General features: G+C 69.4%; 26 protein-coding genes. 11 read left to right on the forward strand and 15 right to left on the reverse strand.

Annotated features, from left to right (window positions below):
- Positions 1–22: 22 nt before the first annotated feature.
- Positions 23–895 carry an SGNH/GDSL hydrolase family protein gene (locus L942_RS24010; protein WP_037364480.1) on the forward strand — a complete coding sequence of 291 codons (873 nt, stop codon included), beginning with the start codon at positions 23–25 and terminating at the stop codon, positions 893–895.
- A gap of 274 nt (positions 896–1169) precedes the next feature.
- Here the strand turns inward: L942_RS24010 and L942_RS24015 are convergent, their stop codons facing one another.
- Positions 1170–3803, reverse strand: a complete 2634-nt coding sequence (locus L942_RS24015) for a valine--tRNA ligase (RefSeq protein WP_037364482.1) — start codon at positions 3801–3803, stop codon at positions 1170–1172.
- Between the two features lie 60 nt (positions 3804–3863).
- Here L942_RS24015 and L942_RS24020 point away from each other — a divergent pair, with 60 nt between their 5' ends.
- The 4 genes from L942_RS24020 to L942_RS24035 all read left to right on the forward strand — a co-directional run bounded on the left by L942_RS24020 (position 3864) and on the right by L942_RS24035 (position 8535).
- On the forward strand, positions 3864–4205 hold the full coding sequence (locus L942_RS24020) for a hypothetical protein (protein WP_037364485.1): 342 nt from the start codon (positions 3864–3866) through the stop codon (positions 4203–4205).
- Between the two features lie 109 nt (positions 4206–4314).
- Positions 4315–4761: a MarR family winged helix-turn-helix transcriptional regulator gene (locus tag L942_RS24025; protein ID WP_037364487.1), complete on the forward strand. Its 447-nt coding sequence runs from the start codon at positions 4315–4317 to the stop codon at positions 4759–4761.
- A 71-nt stretch (positions 4762–4832) separates the two neighbouring features.
- Entirely contained in the window at positions 4833–6176 is a 1344-nt protein-coding gene (locus L942_RS24030) for an MFS transporter (protein WP_051166185.1), read from the forward strand.
- A gap of 46 nt (positions 6177–6222) precedes the next feature.
- Entirely contained in the window at positions 6223–8535 is a 2313-nt protein-coding gene (locus tag L942_RS24035) for an FdhF/YdeP family oxidoreductase (protein ID WP_037364490.1), read from the forward strand.
- Positions 8536–8683: 148 nt separating this feature from the next.
- Here L942_RS24035 and L942_RS24040 read toward each other — a convergent pair whose 3' ends face one another.
- The 3 genes from L942_RS24040 to L942_RS24050 are packed head-to-tail and all read right to left on the reverse strand — an operon-like array spanning position 8684 to position 11327.
- Positions 8684–10108, reverse strand: a complete 1425-nt coding sequence (locus L942_RS24040) for an LCP family protein (RefSeq protein ID WP_037364492.1) — start codon at positions 10106–10108, stop codon at positions 8684–8686.
- Between the two features lie 56 nt (positions 10109–10164).
- A complete protein-coding gene (locus L942_RS24045) occupies positions 10165–10908 on the reverse strand; it encodes an SDR family NAD(P)-dependent oxidoreductase (RefSeq protein ID WP_037364494.1) in 744 nt (247 codons plus the stop codon).
- Complete coding sequence (locus L942_RS24050; RefSeq protein WP_037364497.1) at positions 10905–11327, reverse strand: VOC family protein; 423 nt, start codon at positions 11325–11327, stop codon at positions 10905–10907. Before L942_RS24050 ends, L942_RS24045 begins: the two co-directional genes overlap by 4 nt.
- 72 nt (positions 11328–11399) lie before the next feature.
- Here L942_RS24050 and L942_RS24055 point away from each other — a divergent pair, with 72 nt between their 5' ends.
- Positions 11400–12077 (forward strand): GntR family transcriptional regulator, encoded by a 678-nt coding sequence (locus L942_RS24055; protein WP_037364500.1) that lies wholly within the window; start codon positions 11400–11402, stop codon positions 12075–12077.
- A 43-nt stretch (positions 12078–12120) separates the two neighbouring features.
- Positions 12121–12459, forward strand: coding sequence for a hypothetical protein (locus L942_RS24060; RefSeq protein ID WP_037364503.1), 339 nt, complete (start codon positions 12121–12123; stop codon positions 12457–12459).
- Here the strand turns inward: L942_RS24060 and L942_RS24065 are convergent.
- The 4 genes from L942_RS24065 to L942_RS24075 are packed head-to-tail and all read right to left on the reverse strand — an operon-like array spanning position 12443 to position 15768.
- A complete protein-coding gene (locus tag L942_RS24065) occupies positions 12443–13687 on the reverse strand; it encodes an MFS transporter (RefSeq protein ID WP_081655197.1) in 1245 nt (414 codons plus the stop codon). The two genes, L942_RS24060 and L942_RS24065, sit on opposite strands and share 17 nt — an antisense overlap.
- Positions 13684–14226, reverse strand: coding sequence for an ArsR/SmtB family transcription factor (locus tag L942_RS24070; RefSeq protein WP_037364505.1), 543 nt, complete (start codon positions 14224–14226; stop codon positions 13684–13686). The genes L942_RS24065 and L942_RS24070 overlap by 4 nt, the downstream gene beginning before the upstream one ends.
- A 58-nt stretch (positions 14227–14284) precedes the next feature.
- Positions 14285–14416: an MFS transporter small subunit gene (locus L942_RS45910; RefSeq protein WP_268745739.1), complete on the reverse strand. Its 132-nt coding sequence runs from the start codon at positions 14414–14416 to the stop codon at positions 14285–14287.
- Positions 14416–15768 (reverse strand): L-lactate MFS transporter, encoded by a 1353-nt coding sequence (locus L942_RS24075; RefSeq protein ID WP_037364507.1) that lies wholly within the window; start codon positions 15766–15768, stop codon positions 14416–14418. The genes L942_RS45910 and L942_RS24075 overlap by 1 nt, the downstream gene beginning before the upstream one ends.
- Before the next feature lie 143 nt (positions 15769–15911).
- On the opposite strand from L942_RS24075, the gene fdhD reads away from it, so the two are divergent.
- Entirely contained in the window at positions 15912–16736 is an 825-nt protein-coding gene (gene fdhD / locus L942_RS24080) for a formate dehydrogenase accessory sulfurtransferase FdhD (RefSeq protein ID WP_037364509.1), read from the forward strand.
- On the opposite strand, the gene L942_RS24085 is transcribed toward fdhD, so the two are convergent.
- Entirely contained in the window at positions 16737–18050 is a 1314-nt protein-coding gene (locus L942_RS24085) for a carotenoid oxygenase family protein (protein WP_037364512.1), read from the reverse strand.
- 65 nt (positions 18051–18115) lie between these two features.
- Here L942_RS24085 and L942_RS24090 point away from each other — a divergent pair, with 65 nt between their 5' ends.
- Positions 18116–18766, forward strand: a complete 651-nt coding sequence (locus L942_RS24090) for a TetR/AcrR family transcriptional regulator (RefSeq protein ID WP_037364515.1) — start codon at positions 18116–18118, stop codon at positions 18764–18766.
- 48 nt (positions 18767–18814) lie between these two features.
- A complete protein-coding gene (locus L942_RS24095; RefSeq protein WP_037364517.1) occupies positions 18815–19744 on the forward strand; it encodes an alpha/beta hydrolase in 930 nt (309 codons plus the stop codon).
- 52 nt (positions 19745–19796) lie between these two features.
- Here L942_RS24095 and L942_RS44400 read toward each other — a convergent pair whose 3' ends face one another.
- From L942_RS44400 to tig, 6 genes are all read right to left on the reverse strand, one after another.
- Positions 19797–20024, reverse strand: coding sequence for a hypothetical protein (locus tag L942_RS44400; RefSeq protein ID WP_158684517.1), 228 nt, complete (start codon positions 20022–20024; stop codon positions 19797–19799).
- Positions 20025–20066: 42 nt separating this feature from the next.
- Positions 20067–20462 (reverse strand): hypothetical protein, encoded by a 396-nt coding sequence (locus L942_RS24100; RefSeq protein WP_037364537.1) that lies wholly within the window; start codon positions 20460–20462, stop codon positions 20067–20069.
- Positions 20463–20533: 71 nt separating this feature from the next.
- Positions 20534–21829, reverse strand: a complete 1296-nt coding sequence (clpX, locus tag L942_RS24105) for an ATP-dependent Clp protease ATP-binding subunit ClpX (protein ID WP_009081145.1) — start codon at positions 21827–21829, stop codon at positions 20534–20536.
- Between the two features lie 217 nt (positions 21830–22046).
- Positions 22047–22709, reverse strand: a complete 663-nt coding sequence (locus tag L942_RS24110; protein ID WP_037364520.1) for an ATP-dependent Clp protease proteolytic subunit — start codon at positions 22707–22709, stop codon at positions 22047–22049.
- 25 nt (positions 22710–22734) lie between these two features.
- Entirely contained in the window at positions 22735–23340 is a 606-nt protein-coding gene (locus L942_RS24115; RefSeq protein WP_037364523.1) for a ClpP family protease, read from the reverse strand.
- A gap of 142 nt (positions 23341–23482) precedes the next feature.
- A complete protein-coding gene (tig, locus tag L942_RS24120) occupies positions 23483–24874 on the reverse strand; it encodes a trigger factor (RefSeq protein WP_037364526.1) in 1392 nt (463 codons plus the stop codon).
- A 174-nt stretch (positions 24875–25048) separates the two neighbouring features.
- Between tig and L942_RS24125 the strand changes: the two genes are divergently transcribed.
- Positions 25049–25897, forward strand: coding sequence for a fructosamine kinase family protein (locus L942_RS24125; RefSeq protein ID WP_037364529.1), 849 nt, complete (start codon positions 25049–25051; stop codon positions 25895–25897).
- Positions 25898–26307 lie beyond the last annotated feature (410 nt).

Genomic DNA, 26307 nt, shown 5'->3' on the forward strand with positions numbered 1-26307 from the left:
CCGCTAGGGAGGACGGGGTTCTATGCGCACCATCCGGATAGTGCTGGCCGCGATCGCGGCGATCGCACTGCTTCTGTCGACGGCGGCGGCCGCGAGCGCCGCGCCCCGGCACTACCGCCACTACGTCGCCCTGGGCGACTCGTACACGTCGGGGCCGCTCATCCCGCTGCCCCGGCTGGATCCGTTCGGCTGCTTCCGCTCGACGTCCAACTACCCGTCGCTGGTAGCCGCTTCCCTGGACGTGGACCGCTTCACCGACGTCAGCTGCGGCGGCGCGAACACCTCGCACATGACCGCCCCGCAAAGCGTCCCGCTGGGCCAGAACCCGCCGCAGTTCTCCGCCCTGCGCCCGGACACCGACCTGGTGACCGTCGGCATCGGCGGCAACGACTCGGGCCTGTTCGGCAAACTGGTCGACACCTGCCCGCCCCTGCGTGCCTCGGACCCGACCGGAAACCCGTGCCAACGCCACTTCACCGTCGACGGCGTCGACACGATCAAGGCGCTGCTGCCCAAGACGCAGGCGAACATCCAGCAAGTACTGGCCGGAATCCACGCCCGCTCGCCGCACGCGAGGGTCCTGGCCATCGGCTACCCGCGCATCGCCCCCGCAGAGGGCTACTGCCCGAACGTCCTGCCCTTCGCGAACGGCGACTACGCCTGGCTCTCAAGCGTCGAAGAGGCCCTCAACGCCGCAGTGAGCAACGCAGCAGCAGACGGCAAAGCGTCCTATGTAGACACCTATACCCCTTCCTTCGGCCACGACGCCTGCAAACCCCAAGGCGTAGCCTGGATCAACGGCAAAGACCTGAACCTGCTGGCCGCCGCCCCCTACCACCCGCTCTACGCAGGAATGGCAGGCGAAGCAAAAGTAATCCGCCAACAACTCCGCTAAACAGCAATGAGGGGACCCCTGAGGGAATCAGATTCCCTCAGGGGTCCCCTCACGCCCCAAAAACCGCACCGCTGCACCCAAAAATCGAGGCACCCAGCCCCTCCCCCACACCCCGATTCGAAGCCTCCCTGCGGTCTTGGGGTGCTTGTCAAGGCACGCTTTCCCGCCTTGACAAGCACCCCAAGACCGTCAGCACAATCAAGCTTCGGGGTGCCCCACGCCGGACAAGGCGCAATGTCGCCGCCAGGGCGACGAGCCGCCCCCGAGACCCCCCTCAGGAAGCAGGCAACACAGCCAACCGAGCCTCAATCCGCTCAATATCCGCCACCGCAGTCTCCCTCCGCACCTTGATCTTCTCGATCACATGCTCCGGAGCCTTGGCGATAAACGCCTCATTCCCGAGCTTCCCCTCGGTCTGCGCCAATTCCTTCCGCGCCGCCCCGAGGTCCTTCTCCAGCCGCTTCCGCTCGGCAGCAACGTCAATGGTCCCGGAAGTATCGACCTCCACGGTCACCACGCCCCCAGCCAACGCGACCTCCAACGAAGCGCTGACCGAGAACCCGTCCCCCGGCTCAGTAAGCCGCACCAACGACCGAATCGCCCCGGAATGCCCAGCCGGGACCGCCTCCCCGACCAGCCGCGCCGCGACCTTCTGTCCCGGCTTCAGCCCTTGATCGGCCCGGAACCGCCTGATCTCGGTGATCAGCTTCTGCACATCAGCGATCCGAGCGTCCGCGACCGGATCCGCATACCCCTCAACCGGCGACGGCCAGGCAGCGATCACCAACGACTCGCCGCCGGTCAACGCCGTCCACAGCTTCTCCGTGACGAACGGAATGAACGGGTGCAGCAGCCGCAGCACCGTGTCCAGCACGTGCCCCAGCACCTTCCGCGTGGCCTCGACCCGCGCGGAATCCCCTTGGTACAGCTGAACCTTCGCCAGCTCCAGATACCAGTCGCACAGCTCGTTCCACGTGAACTGGTACAGCGCATTGGCGACCTTGGCGAACTGGAAGTCCTCGAACAACCCGTCCACTTCGGACACCAACGCCGCCAGCCGCCCGAGAATCCACCGATCCGACTCGGTCAACTCGGCAGCAGGCGGCAACGCCCCCTCGACCGTCGCCCCGTTCATCATCGCGAACTTGCTGGCATTCCACAGCTTCGTGCAGAAGTTCCGCGACCCGGCAGCCCACTCGTCGGCCAGCGCCATGTCCGCACCCGGGTTGGCCCCGCGCGCGAGCGTGAACCGGGTGGCGTCCGCCCCGTAAGCGTCCATCCACTCCAGCGGGTCGATGACGTTCCCGCGCGACTTCGACATCTTCTTGCCGTTGGCGTCGCGGATCAGCCCGTGCAGGTAGACATGGTCGAACGGCTGCCGCCCGTCCATCTCCTGCACGCCGAACATCATCATCCGGACGACCCAGAAGAACAGGATGTCGTACCCGGTCGACAGCACGCTGGTCGGATAGAACTTCGCCAGGTCCGCGGTCTCCTCCGGCCAGCCCATGGTCGACATCGGCCACAGCCCCGACGAGAACCACGTGTCGAGCACGTCCGGATCCTGCGTCCAGCCCTCGCCCGACGGCGGCTGCTCGTCCGGTCCCACGCACACGACCTCGCCGTCCGGCCCGTACCAGACCGGGATCCGGTGCCCCCACCACAGCTGGCGGGAGATCGTCCAGTCGTGCATGTTGTCGACCCAGTCGAAGTACCGCTTCTCCAACTCGGCCGGGTGAATCTTCGTCCGCCCGTCGCGCACCGCGTCGCCCGCGGCCTGGGCCAGTTCGGCGACCTTGACCCACCACTGCAGCGACAGCCGCGGCTCCACGACCGTGTCGCAGCGGGAGCAGTGCCCGACCGCGTGCACGTACGGCCGCTTCTCCGCGACGATCCGGCCCTGCTCGCGCAGCGCGGCGACCACCGCGGGACGCGCCTCGAACCGGTCGAGGCCCTCGAACGGACCGGGCACGGTGACCTCGGCGCGCTCGTTCATGACGGTCAGCATCGGCAGGTCGTGGCGGCGGCCGATCTCGAAGTCGTTCGGGTCGTGCGCCGGGGTCACCTTGACCGCGCCGGTGCCGAACTCCGGGTCGACGTGCCGGTCGGCGACCACCGGGATCTTCCGGCCGGTCAGCGGCAGTTCGATCTCGGTGCCGACCAGGTGCGTGTACCGCTCGTCGTCCGGGTGCACGGCCACCGCGGTGTCGCCGAGCATCGTCTCCGCGCGGGTGGTGGCCACGACGATCGAGGCGTCGCCGTCGCCGTCGCCGTAGCGGATCGACACGAGTTCGCCGTCGTCGTCGCTGTGGTCGACCTCGATGTCCGACAGCGCCGTCTGGCAGCGCGGGCACCAGTTGATGATCCGCTCGGCGCGGTAGATGAGGCCGGCGTCGTAGAAGTTCTTGAACACCGTCTGGACGGCCTTGGACAGGTTCTCGTCCATGGTGAAGCGCTCGCGCGACCAGTCGACGCCGTCGCCGAGCCGCTTCATCTGGCCGAGGATCTTGCCGCCGTACTCGGCCTTCCACTCCCAGACGCGCTCGACGAACTTCTCGCGGCCCAGGTCGTGGCGCGACAGGCCCTCGCCGGCCAGCTGGCGCTCGACGACGTTCTGCGTCGCGATGCCCGCGTGGTCCATGCCCGGCAGCCACAGCACCTCGTAGCCCTGCATCCGGCGGCGGCGGCTCATCGCGTCCATCAGGGTGTGGTTGAGCGCGTGGCCCATGTGCAGGCTGCCGGTGACGTTCGGCGGCGGCAGTACGATCGAGAACGGCGGCTTCTCCGACGAAGCGTCAGCCGTGAAGTACCCGGCCGCTACCCAGCGGTCGTACATCGGGGCTTCCTCGGCGGCCGGGTCCCAGGCACCCGGAAGGTCGGTTTTCTGCTGCGGAGCGTTCTCGGTCACAATGGACAAGTCTACGAACCCGCCGCGGCGGGGTTACGCAGGGGGAAAGGCGGTGCGCCGATGACTCGGCCGGAGGATCCGGACGACCGGATGGAAACCCATCCGGACCTCATGGACCCGGAGTGGCGCAAGCACGCCCAGCGGGACGCGTGGCTCGGTGCCAAGAAGGACATGAAGAAGCGGCGCAAGCGCGAACGCCGCAACGCTCCGTCGCCTGTCTACGGCCGCGGCGGCGCGGCGCCCAGCCGCTGGCCCGGGATCGCGGCGATCGTCGGCCTGGTCCTGCTGCTCGCCGCGGCGGTCGTGGTGCACCAGGTTCAGCCGATCGGGGTCAACGACGAGAAGATCGGGTACATCGTCGGGCTCGGTTCCCCCGCCGAGACCAGCAGCCAGCCGCTCTAGCTCGAAGTCCGTGAAGGGCTCCTTCGGGGAATCAGATTCCCCGAAGGAGCCCTTCACGTCTTTCCGGCCGAGGATGCACAGCTTGGACTCAAAAGGCTAGACTGTGCTTATGTCCGATGACCCGCCCGTCCCCCCGCGCGTCGCCGAGTCCGCGGGCTGGATCCGCGGCGTCGTCGGCCAGCTGCACCGCAGGCTGCGGCAGGTCGACAACGCCGAGATCCTCACGCCGACGCAGACCGCCGTGCTCAACCGGCTGCACCGCGAAGGTCCGGGTACCCAGGCCGAACTGGCGGCCGCGGAGCACGTCCGGCAGCAGTCCATGGCCGCGACGCTCGGCGTGCTCGACTCGCTCGGCTACCTGAACCGCACGCGCGACCCGGCCGACGGGAGGCGCGTCGTGATCTCGCTCTCCGATCTCGGCGCCAAGACCGTCATCGGCATCCGGCAGCACCGCGACGAATGGCTCGCCGCCGCGCTGACCGACGAACTGACCGAGGACGAACTCGAAACGGTCCGGCGCGCGCTGCCCTTGCTGCAGCGGATCGCCCAGCGCTGACCCCCTGAACCCGAGGAGCACTGACGAACACCGCGACCGCCCCCGCGAAATCCCGTTTCGGCGCGCGCCTGGTGACCCCGCTGGTCGCGAGCGCCGTGCTCAATCCGATCAACTCCACGCTCATCGCCGTCGCGCTCGTCCCGATCGGACAGGCCTTCGGCGCCGGCCCGGGCCGCACGGCCTGGCTGATTTCGTCGTTGTACCTGGCCACCGCGGTCGGGCAGCCGGTCGTCGGACTGCTGGTCGACCGCTACGGCGCGCGGCGCGTGCTGCTCGGCGGCGCGTCCGTCGTGATAGTGGCCGGGATCGCCGGGATGATCCCGATCTCGGTCGAATGGCTCACCGGCGTCCGTGCGGTGCTCGGCATCGGCACCTGCGCCGGGTTCCCGGCCGCGATGGCGGTCCTGCGCCGGCGCGCCGACGAAATCGGCGAAGGCGTTCCGGCGCGGGTGTTGTCCGTGCTGGCGATGTCCGCGCAGACGGTCATGGTGATCGGCCCGACGCTCGGCGGCGTGCTGATCGCGCTCTTCGGCTGGCCGGCGATCTTCGCGGTGAACCTGCCGCTCGCCGGGATTTCCCTCGTGCTGACCCTGTTGTGGGTGCCCAAGGACACTCCGGCGGAGAAGCCGGCCGAGCGGATCGACGTCGCCGGGATCGCGCTGTTTTCCGCCGCGCTGCTGGTGTTGCTGTGCTACCTGATGGAGCCGGGCATCGGCGATCTGTGGCTGCTGGCCGTGGCGATCGTGCTCGGCGGGCTCTTCGCGAGGGTCGAACTGCGCGCCCGGAAGCCGTTCATCGACCTGCGGATGCTGGCCGCGAACGGCCCGGTCCTGCGCACGTATTTGCGGCAGGCACTGAGTTTCCTGGCGATCTACACCATCATGTTCGGCTACGTGCAGTGGCTCGAGGAGGCGCGCGGGTTCGCCGAGTCCGCTGCCGGGCTGCTGCTCCTGCCGATGTCCGGGGTCGCCGTGGGCGCGGCCGCGCTGTCCGGGAAGCCCACCGGCGTCCGGCTGCGGCTGCTGCTGGTCGGCGCCGCGCTCTTGGCCGGATCCGTCGCGCTGCTGTTCGTGAACGACGGCACCGCGCTGATCTGGCTGCTCGTGCTCGCCGCGTTGTTCGGCCTGGCCCAGGGGCTCACCAGCGTCGCCAACCAGACGACGCTCTACCGCGAAACCCCGGCCGAGACGATGGGCACCGCGAGCGGGCTCTTCCGGACCGCGCAATACCTCGGCGCGATAGTCGCGGCCACGGTCATCGCCCAGTGCTATGGCGGGCACGCCGACTCCGGCGGGCTGCACCGGCTGGCCGTCGTGCTGATCGTGACCAGCGGGTTGCTGCTGATCGTGACCGCGGCGGACCGCGCGCTGCTGCGGGCCGAACGCCGCGAACGGGACCGGCGGGAGGCGGTGTGACCACCCCCATCTTGGGTTCCGCGCCGCGAAGGCGGACGATGTGCCCATGACTCGCGAAGCTCCGACTGGTGACGTGGACGAAGCCCGCCTCGAAGTGGGCAAGCCGAAAGGCTGGGCGGCCGGAATCCCGGGAGTCGCGGTCTCGCTCGCGCGCGGGGTGGAGCAGATGGGCCCGGTCCGCACCGCGCGCACGCTGCGGCTGCTGAACCAGCGGGACGGCTTCGACTGCCCGGGCTGCGCGTGGCCCGAGCCGCGGCAGGTCGACGGCGAGAAGCGCAAGATGGCGGAGTTCTGCGAAAACGGCGCGAAGGCGGTCGCCGAGGAGGCGACGAAACGCCGGGTCGGCCGGGAGTTCTTCGCCGCGCATCCGGTGTCCGAACTGAACGAGCGCACCGACTACTGGCTCGGGCAGCAGGGCCGGCTCACCGAGCCGATGGTGTTGCGTGAAGGCGCTTCGCACTACGAGCCGATCTCCTGGGACGACGCGTTCGGCCTGATCGCCGACGAGCTGCGCGGCCTGTCGAGCCCGGACGAGGCGATCTTCTACACGTCCGGCCGCACCAGCAACGAGGCCGCGTTCGTGTACCAGCTGCTGGTCCGCGCGTACGGCACGAACAACCTGCCGGACTGCTCGAACATGTGCCACGAATCGTCCGGCGCGGCGCTGTCGGCGACCACCGGAATCGGCAAGGGTTCGGTGTCGCTGGCCGACATCCACCAGGCCGACCTGATCGTGGTCGTGGGGCAGAACCCGGGCACGAACCACCCGCGGATGCTGTCCGCGCTGGAGCAGGCGAAGGGGCACGGCGCGAAGGTCGTCGCGGTCAACCCGCTGCCCGAGGCCGGGCTGATGCGGTTCAAGAACCCGCAGAACGTGCGCGGCGTGGTCGGCAAGGGCACGCCGCTGGCCGACGAGTTCGCGCAGATCCGGCTCGGCGGCGACCTCGCGCTGTTCCAGGCGGTCGGGCATCTGCTGCTGCAGTGGGAGGACGCCGCGCCCGGGTCCATTGTGGACCGCGAGTTCGTCGAGAAGTCCACGCACGGCTTCGAGGACTGGGCCAAGCAGCTGCGCGAGATCGACTGGCCGGAAACCGAGAAGGCGACCGGCCTCGAACGCGCGCAGATCGAGCACATCGCGCGGATGATTGCGACGTCCGAGCGCACGATCTACTGCTGGGCGATGGGTTTGACCCAGCACAAGCACGCGGTGCCGACGATCGCCGAGGTCGTGAACCTGGCGCTGGTGCGCGGCATGATCGGCAAGCCGGGCGCGGGGCTGTGCCCGGTGCGCGGCCACTCGAACGTGCAAGGCGACCGCACCATGGGCGTGTGGGAGAAGATGCCCGAGCCGTTCATGGACGCCCTCGACCGCGAGTTCGGCATCACCGTGCCGCGCAATCACGGCTGGGACACCGTCGACTCGATCCGCGCGATGCTCGACGGACGCGGCAAGGTGTTCTTCGCGATGGGCGGCAACTTCGCCTCCGCCACCCCGGATTCGGACCGGACCGCGGAGGCGCTGCGGGCGTGCTCGCTGACCGTGCACGTGTCGACGAAGCTCAACCGCTCGCACGTCGTGCCCGGCCGCACGGCGCTGATCCTGCCGACGCTCGGCCGCACCGAGCGTGACGAGCAGGAATCCGGCCGCCAGTTCGTGACGGTCGAGGACTCGATGTCGCAGGTCCACGCCTCGCGCGGCCGCCTGGCTCCGGCGAGCGACGAACTGCTGTCCGAGGTCGCCATCGTGTGCCGCCTGGCGGAGAAGCTGCTCGGTGCCGACCACTCGGTGCCGTGGCGGTCGTTCGAGAAGAATTACGACCTGATCCGCGACCGTATCGCCGCGGTGGTGCCGGGTTGCCACGACTACAACCGCCGCGTCCGCGAACCGGACGGTTTCGTACTGCCGCACGCGCCGCGCGACTCGCGGGAATTCACTGGCACGGCGACCGGCAAGGGCACGTTCACCGTGTCGGAGCTGGAGTACCCGGAGGTTCCCGAGGGCCGGCTGCTGCTGCAGACGCTGCGCAGCCACGACCAGTACAACACGACGATTTACGGCCTGTCCGACCGCTACCGCGGCATCGAGGACGGCCGCCGGGTGGTGTTCGTGCACCCGGACGACCTGGCCGCGCTCGGAGTTGCGGACGGCGAGATCGTCGACCTGGTCTCCGAATGGCGCGACGGGGACCGGCGAGCGCCGAGCTTCCGCGCGGTGGCCTACCCGACGGCTCGCGGGTGCGCGGCGGCGTACTTCCCCGAGGCGAACGCGTTGGTGCCGCTGGATTCTGTCGCGGAGAAGTCGAACACACCGGTGTCGAAGGCTGTGGTGATCCGGCTCGAACCGCACCACCACGCGTAAGCGGCTCGTTGGGTGGCTACGCCGATGCTCACCGGCATAGCCACCCACGTTGGTGCCACTGGACTCCGTCGCGGAAAAGTCGAACACACCCGTCTCGAAAGCAGTCGTGATCTGGCTCGAACCGCACCACCACGGCTGAACGGCCGCGTCAGTCGATGCAGTTGTCGCCGTCGGAGGTGACGGGCTGCGGCTGGTCGGCCTTCACCGGCCCGCCGGCCGCAGACCCGCCGTCCGACACCCCCGGTCCTGAGTAGACCTTCCCGAGCACCACCTGGATGTGCCCAGCCGGAACGTCCGCGGATTCCTTGGCGGTCAGTCCGCCCAGTTCCTTCGCCACCTCGGCGCCCTCGGCGGCGAGCGCGGCCGGGTAGCGCACGATCGACGTCCGCTGCTCCGGTGCGTTGCCCGCGGCCGTCGCGGCGAACCCCTTGCCCTTCAACACATCCGCGACCCGCGCCGCCAGCCCGGCTGCTTCGCCGGCGTTGGAAACCTCCACCGCCGCCCTCGGCTGGCCGGCCGGCGCGGCGGGCGGCGCGGTGCCGATCAGGCTGGCCGCAAACGCTTTCACCTGCGCCGGATCCACCTGCACCGCGGTCGCGGTGGGATGGGAGCGGTCGTAGCGGTAGTCCGGGTTCACCACCGGAATCGTCGTGAACTGGATGCCGCCGCCGGACACCCCGCGCATTTTTCCGACGAAGTCCATGATGTTCCACGACTGGTCCAGCACCACCGACCGCTTCACCGCGTCGATGAGGTCGCTCAGCTTGCCCGGGTCGGCGAGCGTCCCGGCCGAAAGCACCTCGTGCGCCATCGAAGCGAGAAACACCTGCTGCCGCCGCATGCGGCCGAAATCGGTGCCGGGCAGGTTGTCCCGCTGCCGCACGAAAGCGAGCGCGGCGCCGCCGGAGAGCCGCTGTTTGCCTGCCGGGAAGTCCGCGCCCGAGTTCTCGTCCTTGGTGGCCTTCTTCAGGCACACCTCAACCCCGCCGACGGCCTTGCTGATCTCGGAAAAGCTCAGCAGGTTGACCTCGGCGTAGTGGTCGATGACGACCCCGGTGAGGTCCTCGACGGCCTGCCGCGTCGCCTTGCGCGCCGCGGTCATCGACTCCTGTTCGATCTTGTTCTTGTCGGTTTCCCCCGCCGCGCGCAGTCGCGACGCCTCGGCTGCCTTGCCCCGCCCGAACGCGGCGTTGATCTTGCCTTTGCCACCGGGCATCGAGACATACGAGTCGCGCGGGATCGAGAACGCCTTGACCTCCTGCTGCCCGTCCGGGATCCGCAGCACGATCAACGTGTCGGTGAGGTCGTCGCCGTTCGCGCCCGCGCGCAGTTCTTGCAGCACGCTCTGCGGCAGCGGGTTCCCTTGCGGATCCGTGCGCGCGTCCCGGCCGACCAGCAGGATGTCCATCGCGCCGTCGGCGTGTTTTTGGCCTTCGTCCACCGACCCGCCGCCGCCGATGACGTCGCTGCGGGTGATGTCGTCGAGCGCGCTCAGGGTCGAGAACCCGTAAGCCGTGCCCGCGAACACCACCGTCGACAGCGCCCCGGCGATGACTTTCCCTGCGATCCGCACGCCCCTCTGGACGTCCGGCCGCCCCGATCCGCTGCATTCGTGACGTAGCTCACAGCTCAGCGCAGGTACGAGGCTCCGTTCAGATCCAGGATCGAACCGGACGCCCACGGCGTCTCCGACGAAGCCAGGAACACCACCGCTTCGGCGATCTCCTCCGGGTCGGCGACCCGGCCGAACGGGCTCTGCTGCCGCACCTCGTCGGTGACCCGGTCGGCGACGCGCTCGGTCGCGGTGAAGCCCGGAGCCACCGAGGTGACCGAGATGCCGTGCGGGGCCAGCTGCACCGCCAGCGATTGCCCGAACGACTGCAGCGCGGCCTTGCTCGCCCCGTACGGCAGGTAATCGGGCTCGCCGCGGAACGCCCCGCGCGACCCGACGTTCACGATCCGGCCCGGCACGCCGCGAGCGATGAGGTGGCGGGCGACGTGGAAGGAAACGTTCGCCGCGCCGAGGAGATTGACGTCCAGCGTGTGCCGCCACGCTTCCTGCCAGTCCGCATAGGACATTTCGGTGATCGGCGTGCGGGTGGCCGGGACCGTGCCGACCGCGGCGTTGTTGACCAGCACGTCGACTCCGCCGAGCTGTTCCTCGGCAACGTCGGCGATCCACTGCGCGGCTTCGGGATTGCCGAGGTCGCCGGACACGAGCACGTGCCCGGATCCGGGCAGCGCCTCGAGCGTTTCGCGCGCGGCCTCCCGGTTGGATCCACAGTGGACAGCGATCCGGTCGCCCCGGGTGGCGAAGGCGACGGCGATGGCGCGGCCGATCCCGCGCGAGGCTCCGGTGACGAGGACGTTCATTTCGCGAACAGCTGCGTCTCGTCGCGGAACGCCTTGAACTCCAGTGCGTTCCCGGCCGGGTCGTGCAGGAACATCGTCCACTGCTCCCCCGCCTCGCCGGCGAACCGCTGGTACGGCTCGATCACGAACTCGGTGCCCGCGGCCCGCAGCCGCCCGGCCAGCTCGTGGAACCCGTCGACGTCGAGCACCAGCCCGAAGTGCGGCACCGGCACGTCGTGCCCGTCGACCGGATTGCGGCCCGCTTCCGCGCAAGCGCCCGGGACCACGTGCGTGACGACCTGGTGGCCGCGGAAGTCCCAGTCGACCCACGCGTCCGATGAGCGGCCCTCCGCCAGCCCGAGCACGCCCCCGTAGAACTCGCGGGCCTTCGGCAGGTCGTCGACCGGAATGGCCAGATGGAAGGCGGGACGGACAGCCATGCGGCACTCCTTCGGCGCGGGGATCGGCACCTTCACGTTGACTGGCCAATGTCCGAATGTCAACATTAGCCCGTGGAAGTCACCCCCCTGAGGAAGGCGGCGCGCCGCGGGCTCGCCGACGAGGCCGCCGACCGGGTGCGCGAAGCGATCTTCGCCGGGCATTTCCGGCCGGGCGCGCCCCTGCGCGAGGTAGAACTGGCCGCGTCGCTGGACATCAGCCGCGGTTCGGTGCGCGAGGGCATCGCGCAGCTCGCCCGGGAAGGCCTGGTGCGCTGCGGCTGGCACCGGCCGACCACGGTGGTCGACGTGACCGCCGAGGACGTCGACGAGGTCTACTCGGTCCGCGCCGCGCTGGACCGGCTCGCCGCGGTCACGGCGCGCGCCAACGCGACCGAGGCGGATCTGGACGCCTTGGACGCGCTGGTCGCCGACCTGGCGAAGGCGGTCCGGAGCAAAGCCCCCGGACCGCAATTGCTGGCGCTGGACATCGCGTTCCACGACCGCGTGTACGCCGCCGCGGGCAACAGCCGCCTGACCGAAGCGTGGCACGCGGTGCGTTCACAAGTGTTTCTCTTTCAGTTGCAACGGGTTTCGCTCGGCCACGAGCACTACCGGGCGCGGGTGGTCGACGAACACCGAGAACTCGCCGAGCTGATCCGCGGCGGCGACCGGAAACGGCTCGCCCAGGTCGCCGAACACCACGTGGAGTCAGCCCGGGAAAGCCTGCTCGGCCGCATCCGAACCGAGTAGTTCCACGCATCCGCCGCGCTTCCCGAACTGTCACGCTCGTTGAGTGGACACGAATACGAGCCGAGCGCGCGTCGCGCTCACCGGGGCATTGCACGGCGTCGGCGCGTACCTGGTCAGTGCCCTGGTGCTGTGCGGACTCGCCCTCGCGCTGATGGCTGGGGCGAAGGGGCTGAACCCACCAGCCGTGCTCGGGCTCATCGTGCTCGTCTCATTCCTGCACTTCGGACTTTTCGCGCTGCCGGTCGCGGCCAGAATCGGCGCGCTGCTCGCCTCGCTGGCCCAGCCGAAACGAACAGCGCGCCGGGTGTGGCTTACCGTTTTCGTGCTGACGTTGCTGCTCCCGGTCGTTTTCGCCGCCGCGCCGGCTATGCGACTGGGGTAACCTCTTTCGCCCGTGCGAGCGCCGCTTCGATCTTCTTGTTGCTCGTCATGCTCATCGTCACCACCGTCATCGACACGAGCACCCCGGCCGCCGCCACGTACGGCACCCGCACTCCGGCCGTCGCGGCGAGCCAGCCGCCCAGCGCGGCGCCCGCCGGTGCGGCGGAAGCCGCGACCAGGCGCGAGGCCGCGGCGACCCGGCCCATCAGCCGCCCAGGGACGATGACCTGGCGCAGCGAAGCGCCGAGCACCATGGTCGTCGCCATGGCGCAGCCGCAGAGCGCGAACATCGCCCCGGCGAACCACGGGTTCCGGGCCAGGCCGAACGCCAGTACCGCGCCGCCCTCGATCACCGCGGTGACGGTGAGCGCGGTGCCGGTGCCCAGCAGCTTCTCGAGCGGTCCGGCGAGCACCATCGCCCCCACCAGTCCTCCGGCGGCTTCGACGGCGAGCAGGAAGCCGTATTCGGCGGAGTCCAGTCCCAGCGCGTCCTTCGCGAACACCACCAGCACCGCCCCGAACGCACCGAACGCCAGGTTCCCGACCGCGGGCCGCAGCGCGAGGCCGAGCAGCAGCCGATCCTTGACTACGTAACCGAAACCTTCCTTCGAGTCCGCCCACACCGATCGGCCGGGCGCGCGCTCGGGCACCGGCGCCGGCGGCAGCGTCCGGATCAGCACCGCACTGGCCAGGTAGGTCAGCGCGTTCACCGCGAACGGCAGCGTTCTTCCCACGGTGAAAAGGAAACTCCCGACCGGCGGGCCGGCGAACTGTCCCGCGGCGGTCGACGCTCCGCGCAGGTAACCGTTGGCGCGGCGAAGCAAAGTCTGATCCCGCGCGAGCAAATCCGGCAGGTACGCCTGCGCGGCGGTGTCGAAGAACAGCGTGCCGGTGCCGAGCAGGAACGCCACTCCGAGCAGGACCGGAATGCTGAGCCAGCCCAACGCGCCCGCGGCCACCGTCAGCGCCAGCAGCACCGCCCGCACCAGGTCCGCGATCCACATCGTGCGCCGCCGGTCCCAGCGGTCGACCAGTGCGCCGGCGAACAGCCCGGCCACCGGATACGGCGCGAGCACCGCCACCGTGACCAGGCTGACCACCAGCGGGTCGCTGTCCAGCAGCACCGCCAGCAACGGCAACGCCGCGGAATACGCGCCGTCGCCGAGAGAACTCACCGTCGCGGCGGTCCACAAGCGACTGAACGCGGGAGGCATCTTCGGCTTGGTCATCTGGCCGCCCCCGGCCCCGGACGGAAGAACGCGACCGCGACGGTGGCGGCCGCCTCGTCGGCGTCCCGCGCGTCCCGCATCTCGTCGAGCAGTCCGGCCAGCCGGCGTTCGAACTCCGCGAACCGCTCCGCGCTGATCCGCGTGTGCTGCATCCGGACGAACCGGGGCGAGCCCTCGGGCGCGGTCGCGAGGTCGTTGATCGCGTGCTGCATCAGCACGTCCCGCTGTCCCGCGGCCGGTTCGGGCAGCTCGATGCTTTTGCCTACGTGCGCGTAGTAGCGCTCCTGCACGCCGCGCACCTTGCGCGTGCTCACGACGTGCACGATTCCGGCGCGCTCCAGCACCCGCATGTGGTAGCTGGAACTGCCTTTCGCGATCCCCAGCTGCTCGGCGACCTGCGTGATCGTCGCGGGCCCGTCGCGCAGCACCGCGAGCACGCGGTGCCGCACGACGTTGCTCACGGCGCGCAGCTGGTCGGTCGTCTCTACGTGGACAGTGTCGTGCGGCGGGACGTAGCCCGCTTGATCGTCCCCAGTCACGGGGACAATGGTCAACGACTCTTGACCGTTTGTCCAGTGCTTATTTCCCCGGCCGGGCTCAGCCGCCGAACAGGCTGACCACCTTCCGGATCAGCTCGACCACGCCGTAGCAGAACGGGGCGAGCACCCACAGCCACGCGATCACCAGCAGAACGGTCCGGCCGCCGGAGCGGCCCTCGGCACTCGTCATCACGCCTCGCTCCCCACCGCGCCGCGCTCGGCCGGTTCGTGGAATTTCTCCTTCACCGGGCGCACGCATTCGTTCGCGATGAACCCAACCACCAGCAGGCCGATCATGATCCAGAACGACAGCTGGTACAGGTCCGGCCCGGTCTTGCCGGCGGCCTTCTGGCTGTCCGCGATGCCGTCCACGATCAGCGGCCCGAGCACGCCCGCCGCCGACCACGCGGTCAGCAGCCTGCCGTGGATCGCGCCGACCTGGTAGGTGCCGAACAGGTCCTTGAGGTACGCCGGGAGCGTCGAGAACCCGCCGCCGTAGAAGGAGAGAATCAGCATCGCGCACAGCACGAACACGAGCTTCGACGCGTTCGTGGTCAACGCGATCACGAGGTACAGCAGCGCGCCGACGCCGAGGTAGAACCGGTAGATGTTCTTGCGCCCCACCAGATCCGAGGCGGAGGACCAGACGAACCGGCCCAGCATGTTGGTCAGAGAGAGCAGCGCGACGAACCCGGCGGCGGCCGCCGCGCCGACCGGGGCGGAGGTGCCCTTGAAGAAGTCGGTGATCATCGGCGCGGCCTTCTCCAGGATGCCGATGCCCGCGGTCACGTTGAGGCACAGGACAATCCACAGGCACCAGAACTGCGGCGTCTTCAGCGCGTTCGCCGCCGAGACGTTCGCGGCGGAGATCATCGGCTTCGCCGCGGCCTGCTTCACCTCGCCCGCCGGACGCCAGTCGTCGGCCGGGACGCGCACGATCAGGACGCCCATCGTCATGAACACCGCGTACACGATGCCGTGGACCAGGAACGCGGTCGCGATGTCGCCGGCGGCGGGCGAGGAGCCGAGCATCGCCGACGACCACGGAGACGCGATCAGCGCGCCGCCGCCGAAGCCCATGATCGCGATCCCGGTGGCCATGCCCGGCCGGTCCGGGAACCATTTGATCAGCGTCGACACCGGCGAGATGTAGCCGATGCCGAGCCCGATCCCGCCGACCCCGCCGTAGCCGACGACCACGAGCCAGAACTGCCCGGTCGCGACGCCGAGCGCGGCGAGCAGGAAGCCGGCGGAGAAGCAGACCGTGGCGACGGTCATCGCCCAGCGCGGCCCGTTCTTCTCCACCAGCGTGCCGCCGAACGCGGCGGACAGCCCCAGCATCACGATGCCGAGCTGGAACGGCAGCCCGGATTGCGTGCCGGACAGTCCCAGGGTCTTCTCCAGCGGCGTCTTGAAGACGCTCCACGCGTAGGCTTGGCCGATCGACAGGTGGATGGACAGCGCGGCGGGCGGCACGAGCCAGCGGGTCCAGCCGGGTGGTGCGACGATGCGGGAACGGGCAAGGAAGCCGGGGACAGCCATCGGCGGTCTCCTCCCAACAGTGACGAGGTGCTGGGAATGGTTTACCAGATCCTCGGCGTTGCGCCGGATGACTGTCGAATGTCTTGTCGATGACCACAACAAGACACCGCTGAAGACGACAATCAGGACGAGTGGAGCGAGCGATGGGCAGAGTGACGGTGCGGCGGCCGGTACGGCGGATCTCCGCGGCCGGCGAACGGCGCCGGCCCGACTCCCTGGCCGCCGAGGAGCCGCTGGAGCTGCGGGTCGGCGGCAAAGCGCTGGCCGTGACCATGCGCACGCCCGGCCACGACGTCGAACTCGCGCACGGCTTCCTGCTTTCCGAAGGCGTGCTGGGGTCGAGGGAGGACGTGGCCGTCGCGCGCTACTGCGACGGCGTCGACGACCAAGGCCGCAACACCTACAACGTGCTCGACATCGCGCTCGCCGAGGGCGTCGCCCCGCCGGACACCGGCGTCGAGCGGAACTTCTACACCACCTCCTCCTGCGGCGTCTGCGGCAAGGCCGCCCTCGACGCGGTGAAGCTGCGCAGCCGGTTCTCCCCCGCCGCGTCCGAGTTCACCGTGAAGACCGACGTTCTCTCGCAGCTGCCGGACCGGTTGCGGGAGAAGCAAAAAGTGTTCTCGTCCACCGGCGGCCTGCACGCCGCCGGACTGTTCACTTCGGACGGTCAGCTCGTCGTCGTCCGCGAGGACGTCGGACGGCACAACGCGGTCGACAAGGTGCTCGGCTGGGCTTTGCAGGCGGGCCGGATCCCCGCGCCCGATCTGGGGCTGCTGGTCTCCGGCCGCGCCTCGTTCGAACTCGTGCAAAAGGCCGCGATGGCCGGCATCGGACTGCTCGCCGCGGTGTCCGCGCCGTCGTCGCTCGCGGTGGAGCTGGCCGAGGAGAACGGCATGACGCTGATCGGATTCCTGCGCGGCGACAGCATGAATCTCTACACCGGCGACCAGCGCCTGCTCACCTGATCACGCTCCGGCGGGCACCCAGTTGCCGTGGAAGCCGTGCGGGACCCGGTCCGGCAGGTGCACCGCGGCGACGGTGTCCAGGGTGCCCGCGTCGAGCAGGACCAGATCGCTGCGCCCCTCGGCCGCGTCGTAGACATAGCCCATCAGCACGCCCTCGTCCTCGCCCGCGTCCGCACTGGACGGAACGAACACGAACTCGCCCGGCTCGCGCCCGGGACCGAACCGGTGCGCGTCCACCGAACCGTTGCGCAGGTCGTGTTTGTACACCGCGCCGACACTGCGCGACCGGTCGTCGAGCGCTGTCGCGTAGCCGTACCGGTGCGGCAGCCCGACCAAGCGCTCGTCCACCCGGGGGAATTCCTGGCCGTGCTCGTCGATCCGGTCTTCGACGACCTTCCCGAGCGTGAGGTCCACCGTCCACCGGTCGAGCGTCGGCTCGCCTTCGGCCGGGCCGTGCAGCGCGCGGTCGAACATCTTCGGGTGCCGGACCACGTCGAGCACGATCCGGTCGTCCTCGTCGTAGGCGTTGAGCGGATGGAAGACGTAGCACTGGCCGACGTCGAACCAGCGGACGTCGTTGTTGTCCCCCTCGCGCGGCATCACGCCGACGCGCGCCGGGTAGTCCGGATTCCACCGGTACGGCAAGGAACTCACGCCGCGGCCGGTGCGTGCGGTCAGCGGGTCGGGCGCGTCGAGGCGCACCGGGGCCTGGTCCGGATCGAAGGTGACCGGCAGGTCGTAGAACACGACATAGCGTTCGGTGAGCGAGAAATCGTGCATCATCGGCGCGCCGGTGACCTCGACGTCGACCGTGCGCCGCGCGCGGCCGTCGATGCCGACCACTGAGTACTGGACCCGGTTCCCGAGTCCGAATCGGTACGACACGGCGTGCAGTTCGCCGGTCCGCGGATCGCGCTTCGGGTGTGCGGTGTACCCGGAGAGGGTGCCGCCGAAGTCGCAGACGCCCAGGGTGTCCAGCTCCTCGCTGAGCTCCCATTGCGGCAGGCCGCCCTCGACCAGCGCGATCGTGCGCCCGGCGTGCCCGATGACGTTGGTGTTGGCCCCGCTCTCGTCGGCGCCGACCCGGCGGCTGCGGTACCACTCGGCCCGGCCGTCGCGCAGCCGTACCCCGTGCACCATGCCGCGGCCGAGGAACCAGTGATGCGTTTCCGGGTCCGGATCGGCCGGGTTCGGCCCGTTCCGCAGGTAGCGGCCGTCGAGGTAATCGGGCAGCTGCCCGGTCACGGTCAGCCGGGTGCTCGTGTATTCGCGCTCGATCGGCGCGAAGTTGCCTTCCAGGAAGGGATTTTCCATGACCCGCTCCGTCCATAACGTGGTTATGGCAACCGGTATAACAGGGTTATGGGATACTGGCAAGCATGAGCGAGCGGAGCCGGGGCGCACACACTCGAACGCACCTGGTCGAGGCGGCGATCCGATTGCTCGCCGACGGCGGCCCGGAAGCACTGCAGGCCCGCAAGCTGGCGGCCGAGATCGGCGCGTCCACAATGGCCGTGTACACGCACTTCGGCGGGATGGCCGCGCTCCTGGATGCCGTTGCGCGGGAAGGGTTTCGACGGCTCATCGCGAACATGGCGACGGTCGGGCAAACCGATGATCCGGTCGCCGATCTGTATCAGCTGGCGCTGGCCTACCGCCGCACCGCCGTGGAGCATCCGGAACTGTTCACGCTCATGTTCCGCGAGGCGGGGGCGCACGGACAGCCGGTGGGCGACCTGATGAAAAACCGCCAGGACGGCGAGGCCGCGGCGTCGTTCCGGGGCATGGTCGCCGCCGTCGGACGCACAATCGAGGCCGGACGGCTTCAGGGCGACCCGCTCGCCGTCGCCGCACAGGTGTGGAGCGCGGTGCACGGTTACGTCACGCTCGAACTGCTGGGCCACTTCGGCCGGGGCGACCGCGGGGTGACCGAGGTGCTCCGGCCGCTCTGCGTGACGCTGATCGTCGGGCTCGGAGACCGGCCCGCCGCCGCCCGGGCGTCCGTGGGGCTGGTCACAACAACCGAGTGAAGATCTTCAGAAGGCAACGTTTCGTCCCTTGCTCACGTCTTACGCTATATGGGTGAGGGGGATCGGGTGAACGAGGAGACCGAGGGCCGAAGGCGGGTGAGCCGCCGGTCCATGCTGATCGCGGGCGCTTCGGGCCTCGGCATCGCCGGGCTCGCGGTGGGGAGCGCGACCGGCGTGGTGCCGTTCAACCAGGCGATGCAGCGGGCGCTGGGCGTCACGTCGTCGACGCCGGTCACGCAGCTCGGCAGCATGCGGGTCGAACGCGTCTACTCGCACGCCCGCGGCCGGGAAGTGGACCTCGTTTTCCTCTTGCCCAGCAAGAAGCCCCCGGCGGGCCTGCCGATGTCGCTGATGCTGCACGGCCTGCACGGTTCCGCGCGCTCCGCCGCACCGAGCGGCCTGCTGAAGCAGCTGGGCAGCGACGTCGCACGCAAATCGGTGCCGGCGTACGGCTTCGTCGCGGTCGACGGCGGCGACAACTACTGGCACCAGGTCCGCCCCGGCGACGACCCGATGGCGATGCTGCTGGAAGAGATCCCGCAGTGGCTGCGCGCCCGCGGTTTCGGCGGCACGGACGGCCTCCCGTTCGCGTGCGCCGGAGTGTCGATGGGCGGCTTCGGAGCGCTGCTGTACGCCCGCCGCCGAGCCGAACGCCGCCAGCCGCCCGCCGCGGTCGCCGCGATCGCCCCGGCACTGATCACGTCGTGGCCGGAAATGGCGAAACGCCGCATTTTCACCGGGATGACCGACTGGACTTCCTTGGATCCGCTGCGCCACCCATCCGCTTTGCAGGGAATTCCGACCGCGGTTTACTGCGGCACGGAAGATCCCTTCATCACCGGGGTGCGCCGGTATATCGCGGAAACGCACCCGGCGATCGGATACACGGCGCACGGGAAACACAGCGACACGTTTTTCCGGACGACGGTGCCCAGCATGGTCGGGTTCTTGGGGAAGCATTTGCGGCAGAAGGTGTGAGCCTGCTTCGCCGGAGGTCAACCTTGAGATCCCCGTTCGTCGATTTCGCGTGTCAGCAGGCCAGCGACAGATTTGGTGGCACCCGCCCGTATGCGGCATTGAACGCGTCCAGCCGGTAATGCCATTCGCCGACGCAGACCCCGGTGAGCCGACAATTCGCCTGACAGCGCAGCAGTTCCTCGCGAGCTAGGCGCCGAACCGTCGATTCCCACGCCGAGCGTGCTTCCTTCTGCACGCCTTCCCACGCATCGCAACGCGGCTCGAAATCCGTCGCTTTCACTCATCCGCGCCGGGTGCGTAGAGGACGGCCGGCGCGAGGGAATTACGAGACCCAGCGGGCCACGACGGACATCACCCAGAACCCGACCATCGCGGCGAGCGCCATCAGCAGCGACCAGCGCAGCTGCTGCGCCCGCGTCTCCGACGAGCGCAGCCGCCGCAGGAACAGCCACGACACCGCGAACAGCGGGATCGGCAGCAGCGGCAGCGCCGACAGCCGGGTGCCCACCGCGACCAGGCACACCAGGGTGAACAGCGCGAGCAGGATCTCGGACGCGCGGAGCAGCCACGGGAACCGCGTCAGCACGGACGCGGCTACCCGTTCGCTCAGCTCCACGAGGCCGACCGGAGCGGCAGCCGGCTCTGGTTCGGCGGGCACCGCTTCGCCGGGGTCGGCAGTCTCGTCCCCCCGGGGTGCGGTCAGCGGCACGGTTGTCATCCTGTCCATTATCGCGCCTGCCGCCGACACCCGGACAGCCGACTCCTGCTAAACGCCCGGCGGCCGCCGGGTCAGGCCGACTTTTCGCCGCGCTCGCTGCGAGTACGACGGGACGGCTGGCGAGCCACGATCGTGGGGTTGACGTTCTCCCGCACGGTCTGCTCGGTGATCACGACCTTCGCCACGTCCTCGCGGCTGGGGATGTCGTACATGACCGGCTGGAGGACTTCCTCCATGATCGCGCGCAGGCCGCGGGCGCCGGTGCCGCGCAGCACGGCCTGGTCGGCGATGGCCTCGAGCGCGGTCTTGGTGAACTCCAGCTCGACGTTGTCCATCTCGAAGAGCTTCTTGTACTGCTTCACCAGCGCGTTGCGCGGCTGGGTGAGGATCGAGACGAGCGATTCCTTGTCCAGGTGGTTCACCGTCGCCACGACCGGGAGCCGGCCGATGAACTCCGGGATCAGCCCGAACTTGATCAGGTCCTCCGGCATGGTCTCGGAGAACACGTCGCTGCCCTCGATCTCGGCCTTGGTGCGGATCTCCGCGCCGAACCCGAGGCCGCGCTTGCCGACCCGCTCGTTGATGATCTTCTCCAGCCCGGCGAACGCGCCCGCGACGATGAACAGCACGTTCGTGGTGTCGATCTGGATGAATTCCTGGTGCGGGTGCTTGCGCCCGCCCTGCGGCGGCACCGACGCGGTGGTGCCCTCGAGGATCTTCAGCAGCGCCTGCTGCACGCCCTCGCCGGAGACGTCGCGGGTGATCGACGGGTTCTCGCTCTTGCGGGCGATCTTGTCGACCTCGTCGATGTAGATGATGCCGGTCTCGGCGCGCTTGACGTCGTAGTCGGCCGCCTGGATCAGCTTCAGCAGGATGTTCTCGACGTCCTCGCCGACGTAGCCGGCTTCGGTGAGCGCGGTGGCGTCGGCGATCGCGAACGGGACGTTCAGCAGCTTCGCCAGCGTCTGCGCGAGGTAGGTCTTGCCGCAGCCGGTGGGGCCGAGCATCAGGATGTTCGACTTGGCCAGCTCGACCGGCTCGTCCTTGGAGTCCTTCGGCCCGGACTTGTCGTCGGCCTGGATCCGCTTGTAGTGGTTGTACACCGCGACCGCGAGCGTCTTCTTCGCGTCGTCCTGGCCGATGATGTACTGCTCGAGGAACTCGTGGATGTCGGCGGGCTTCGGCAGCTCGTCGAGCTTCACGTCGCCGGCTTCGGCCAGCTCCTCTTCGATGATCTCGTTGCAGAGGTCGATGCACTCATCGCAGATGTAGACCCCCGGCCCGGCAATGAGCTTCTTCACCTGCTTCTGGCTCTTGCCGCAGAAAGAACACTTCAGCAGGTCGCCGCCGTCACCGATCCGTGCCATGGCCGTTGACCTCGTCCCCTCCGGTGCGCCGGGCGCACCTGCACTACTCTCTGGCGGCCCCGGGCCAGGCGCTCCCGGAACCAACACGCATTGCCATCGACGGTACCCGTCCGAAGGCGCGGTCGGGAACACCCGACCCCTTCGGGCACGTCGACGACCGACAGTAGACCAGCGGGCCGGTGCGCGTCGCGGATTCGCCGCGCACCGGCCCGTCGCGTCAGTTCGCCGAGGCCTTCCGGTACGGGAGCACCTCGTCGATCAGGCCGTAGGCCTTGGCCTCCTCGGCGGTGAGGATCTTGTCCCGCTCGATGTCGGCCTTGATCTCGTCCGGTTCCTTGTTCGTGTGCTTGGCCAGGATGACCTCCATCTGGCGGCGCACGCGCTGGATCTCGTTGGCCTGGATCTCCAGGTCCGAGACCTGCCCGTAGGTGCCCTCGGTGGCCGGCTGGTGGATCAGCACGCGCGCGTTCGGCAGCGCCATGCGCTTGCCCGGCGTGCCCGCCGCCAGCAGCACCGCGGCGGCCGAGGCGGCCTGGCCGAGGCACACGGTCGAGATGTCCGGGCGGATGTACTGCATGGTGTCGTAGATCGCCATCAGCGACGTGAACGACCCGCCCGGGGAGTTGATGTAGATGCTGATGTCGCGGTCCGGGTCCTCGTGCTCGAGGTGCAGCAGCTGGGCCATCACGTCGTTGGCCGACGCGTCGTCCACCTGCACGCCGAGGAAGATCGTCCGCTCCTCGTACAGCTTGTTGTACGGGTTGGACTCCTTCACGCCGTAGCTGGTGCGCTCGACGTAGGACGGCAGGATGTACCGCGACTGCGGCGACAGCGGCATATTCGGGGCCCGGAAGTCACCCGGGAGCCGGAAGTTGCTCATGATGCTCTCCTGTGTGCTTGCGGGCTCAGTTGTTCGAGTTCAGGCCGTTGTCGCGGGTCAGCACGTGGTCGACGAAGCCGTAGTCCTTCGCCTCCTGCGCGGTGAACCAGCGGTCGCGGTCGCCGTCCTTGATGATCTGCTCGGTGGTCTGCCCGGTCTGCTCCGCGGTGATCCGCGCGAGCTCCTGCTTCCACTTGTTGAACAGGTCCGCCTGGATCGCGATGTCGGAGGCGGTGCCGCCGACGCCCGCGGACGGCTGGTGCATCAGGATGCGCGCGTGCGGGAGCGCGTAGCGCTTGCCGGGGGTGCCCGAGGACAGCAGGAACTGCCCCATCGAGGCCGCCATGCCCATCGCGTAGGTCGCCACGTCCGGGCGGATGAGCTGCATGGTGTCGTAGATCGCGAACCCGGCGGTCACCGACCCGCCCGGCGAGTTGATGTAGAACCGGATGTCCGATTCGGCGTCGTCCGCGTCGAGCAGCAGGAGCTGCGCGGTGAGCCGGTTGGCGACCTCGTCGTTGACCTCGGAGCCGAGAACGACGATGCGCTCCTGGAGCAACCGCTCGAACACCGAGTCGGTGAGGTTGAGCCCCGCGGTGCCGGTCCGCCCCTCGGGCATGTGCTGCTTCACGTCTGCCTGCCTTTTCACCGGCGACGGGCCGCCTGTGAAAGCCGCGCCGCCGCTGTCGTGTTCATGCTTGAGATCTTGCAACCGACCCTAACGAACTTGGGCGGTGCAGAATGCCTGACACCGCCCAAGTTCGCTCACAGCTTTACTCCGCGGGGGTCGCCGCCGCTTCTTCGGTGACCTGCGTCTCCTCTTCGGAGGCGGCGGTGTCCGGCTCGTCGGCGCCGAACAGCTCGCTCAGGTCGACCTCCGCCCCGGACGAGTCCTTCACCGTGGTGCCGCGCACGACGGAGGCCAGCGCCTTGCCGCGGCGGACGTCGGCGTAGATCGCGGTCAGCTGGCCGGACTGCTGGGCCCGCTGCACGTACTCGTCCGGGCTGACGCCGAAGCGCTGCGCCTGGTAGATGATCCGCTCGGTGAGCTCGCCGTCGTTGACCGACGTCTTCTCCTTGTCGGCGATGGTGTCCAGCAGCAGCTGCGTGCGGACGGCCTTCTCCGACTCCTCCTTGACCTCGGCGTTGAACTCCTCGAGCGTGCGCCCCTCGGCCTCGAGCGCCTTGGCGAACTGCTCCTCGTCGTGGTCGAACGGGTGGACCGCGTCGTGCTTGCGGTTCTCGATCTCGGCCTCGACGACCTTCTCCGGCAGCGGCACCTCGGTGCGCTCGAGGAGGATCTCGAGGACCTTGTCGCGCGCCTGGACGCCCTGCTGCATCTTCTTGACGCGGCCGAGCCGGGTGCGCAGGTCCTCGCGCAGCTCGTCGATCGTGTCGAACTCGCTCGCCAGCTGGGCGAACTCGTCGTCGGCCTCGGGCAGCTCGCGCTCCTTGACCGACTGCACGGTGACGGTGACCTCGGCGTCCTGGCCGGCGAACTCGCCCGCGACCAGCTTGGTGGTGAACACCTTGGTCTCGCCGGCGGTGGCGCCGATGATCGCCTCGTCGATGCCGTCCACGAGCTGGCCGGAGCCGATCTCGTAGGACAGGCCGGTGGTGGAGGCCTCTTCGACGGGCTTGCCGTCGACGGTGGCCGAGAGGTCGATCGACACGAAGTCGCCGTTCTGGGCCGGGCGCTCGACGCCGGTCAGCGTGCCGAAGCGGGCGCGCAGCTCGTCGAGCTGCTCGGCGACCTCCTCGTCGGTGGTCTCGACGTCGTCGACGCTGATCTCGAGGCCGGCGAGTTCGGGCAGCTCGATCTCCGGCCGCACGTCGACCTCGGCGCTGAACTCCAGCACCTCGCGGTCCTCGAGCTTGGTCACCTCGAACTCGGGCTGGCCGAGCGTCCGGACCTCGCCCGCGCGGACGGCCTCGATGTACTTGGCCGGGATGGCCTCGTTGACGACCTCGTCGAGCACCGGCGCGCGGCCGATCCGGCTTTCCAGGACGCGAGCGGGGACCTTGCCGGGGCGGAAACCGGGGACGCGCACCTGCTGGGCGATCTTCCGGTAAGCGGCGTCGAAGTTCGGCTTGAGCTCGTCGAACGGCACCTCGACATTGATCTTCACTCGCGTCGGGCTGAGCTGCTCGACGGTGCTCTTCAAGGTCTTCTCCTCGAGCGGTAAACGATGGGGGCGGACAGTCCCTCGGGACCGCCCCGGTCACCTGCTGACCGGGATATCCGAGTCTAGGCCAGAGGGCTGACAAGAGTGGCTGCGGGGCACCTGCGAAGCGGTCCCGATCAGCGGCTGCGCGCCCGCGCCCGTAGCGTCGGGGACGTGGTTTCCGGTCAGCAGAGCGAAGGTCCGGCCGCCGCCGCGGCGCGGCTCACCGGATTCGAGGCGGCTTCGCGGAACAGCTCGGGCACGCTCAGTGAGGTCGTGTTGACCGATGGCAACCGCCGGTTCGAGGCGCTGGTGAAGCACGGCCACGCTCCAGGCGCGACGCGAGCCGAGGCGGCCGGCCTGCGACGGCTCGCCGCGGCGGGCGCGGTGCGCGTCCCGCAGGTGCACGGCGCGGACGACACCTGGCTGGTCATGGACCGGGTGGCTGAGGCCACGCCGTCGCACGCGGAGGAGTTCGGCCGCGCCCTGGCCCGGCTGCACGCGGCCGGAGCCCCAGCCTTCGGCGCCCCTCCCCCGGACGGCTTGACCGACGCGTGGATCGGAACCGCACCGATGCGCAACTCGCCCGGCGAGTCGTGGCCGGAGTGGTACGCCGAGCACCGAATCCTCCCTTACGTCCGAATGGCGTCCGAACTCCTCGACCCGGCGGTGTTCGAGCGCGCCTGCGCCCGGATCCCGTCCGTGGCCGGCCCTCCGGAACCGCCCGCCCGGCTGCACGGGGATCTCTGGAGCGGCAACGTCCTGTGGGACGCCGACGGCGCGGTGCTGATCGACCCGGCAGCACACGGCGGCCACCGGGAGACCGATCTCGCGATGCTGCGCCTGTTCGGCTGCCCGCACCTCGACCGGATCGTGGCCGCCTACGACGAATTCGCCCCGCTGGCAGACGGCTACCGGGAACGGATCGCCCTGCACCAGCTCTTCCCGCTGCTGGTGCACACCGTCCTGTTCGGACGGTCCTACGCCGGGCAAGCGACCGCGGCCGCACGCTCGCTGGGCTGATCCCCGTTCGCTGTGCGTGAGGGCCACCCTCACGGCCCCGATTCCCCAGGGTTCCCCTCACGACCCGCCTCCGTCCGGGAGGGGCCCCTTCACGGACCTAGATTCCCTCAAGGAGCCCTTCACGACCCGCCGCCCGGCGCCGGGATGCGCACCGCCCGAAAACCGCAGCCAGCGCACCCGCCCGTCGAACCACCCAGCCCCACCCCAGCACCCCACGCGCCGCGTCCGGCGCACCCACCCACCGAGGCATCCAGCCCCCGCACCCACCAACCAACCGCAGCCGCCGCACCCAAAAATCGAGACACCCAGCCCCCGGCCCTGCACCCCGATACGAAGCCTCCCTGCGGTCTTGGGGTGCTTGTCAAGGCACGCTTTCCCGCCTTGACAAGCACCCCAAGACCGTCAGCACA

This window comes from Amycolatopsis orientalis DSM 43388, assembly GCF_000411975.1.
In the GTDB taxonomy this organism is placed as follows: Bacteria; Actinomycetota; Actinomycetes; order Mycobacteriales; family Pseudonocardiaceae; genus Amycolatopsis; species Amycolatopsis orientalis_D.

Bases quoted from the DNA above. Each gene is read 5' to 3' on its own strand.
- L942_RS24045 (WP_037364494.1), bottom strand. From the start codon at position 10,908: ATGAACGTCCTCGTCACCGGAGCCTCGCGCGGGATCGGCCGCGCCATC.
- L942_RS24110 (WP_037364520.1), bottom strand. From the start codon at position 22,709: ATGAGCAACTTCCGGCTCCCGGGTGACTTCCGGGCCCCGAATATGCCG.
- L942_RS24100 (WP_037364537.1), bottom strand. From the start codon at position 20,462: ATGACAACCGTGCCGCTGACCGCACCCCGGGGGGACGAGACTGCCGAC.
- clpX (WP_009081145.1), bottom strand. From the start codon at position 21,829: ATGGCACGGATCGGTGACGGCGGCGACCTGCTGAAGTGTTCTTTCTGC.
- fdhD (WP_037364509.1), top strand. From the start codon at position 15,912: ATGGGCAGAGTGACGGTGCGGCGGCCGGTACGGCGGATCTCCGCGGCC.
- L942_RS24065 (WP_081655197.1), bottom strand. From the start codon at position 13,687: ATGACCAAGCCGAAGATGCCTCCCGCGTTCAGTCGCTTGTGGACCGCC.
- L942_RS24095 (WP_037364517.1), top strand. From the start codon at position 18,815: ATGGGTGAGGGGGATCGGGTGAACGAGGAGACCGAGGGCCGAAGGCGG.
- L942_RS24050 (WP_037364497.1), bottom strand. From the start codon at position 11,327: ATGGCTGTCCGTCCCGCCTTCCATCTGGCCATTCCGGTCGACGACCTG.
- L942_RS24090 (WP_037364515.1), top strand. From the start codon at position 18,116: ATGAGCGAGCGGAGCCGGGGCGCACACACTCGAACGCACCTGGTCGAG.
- L942_RS24075 (WP_037364507.1), bottom strand. From the start codon at position 15,768: ATGGCTGTCCCCGGCTTCCTTGCCCGTTCCCGCATCGTCGCACCACCC.
- L942_RS24085 (WP_037364512.1), bottom strand. From the start codon at position 18,050: ATGGAAAATCCCTTCCTGGAAGGCAACTTCGCGCCGATCGAGCGCGAA.
- L942_RS24035 (WP_037364490.1), top strand. From the start codon at position 6,223: ATGACTCGCGAAGCTCCGACTGGTGACGTGGACGAAGCCCGCCTCGAA.
- L942_RS24025 (WP_037364487.1), top strand. From the start codon at position 4,315: ATGTCCGATGACCCGCCCGTCCCCCCGCGCGTCGCCGAGTCCGCGGGC.
- L942_RS24020 (WP_037364485.1), top strand. From the start codon at position 3,864: ATGACTCGGCCGGAGGATCCGGACGACCGGATGGAAACCCATCCGGAC.
- L942_RS45910 (WP_268745739.1), bottom strand. From the start codon at position 14,416: ATGACGAGTGCCGAGGGCCGCTCCGGCGGCCGGACCGTTCTGCTGGTG.
- L942_RS24010 (WP_037364480.1), top strand. From the start codon at position 23: ATGCGCACCATCCGGATAGTGCTGGCCGCGATCGCGGCGATCGCACTG.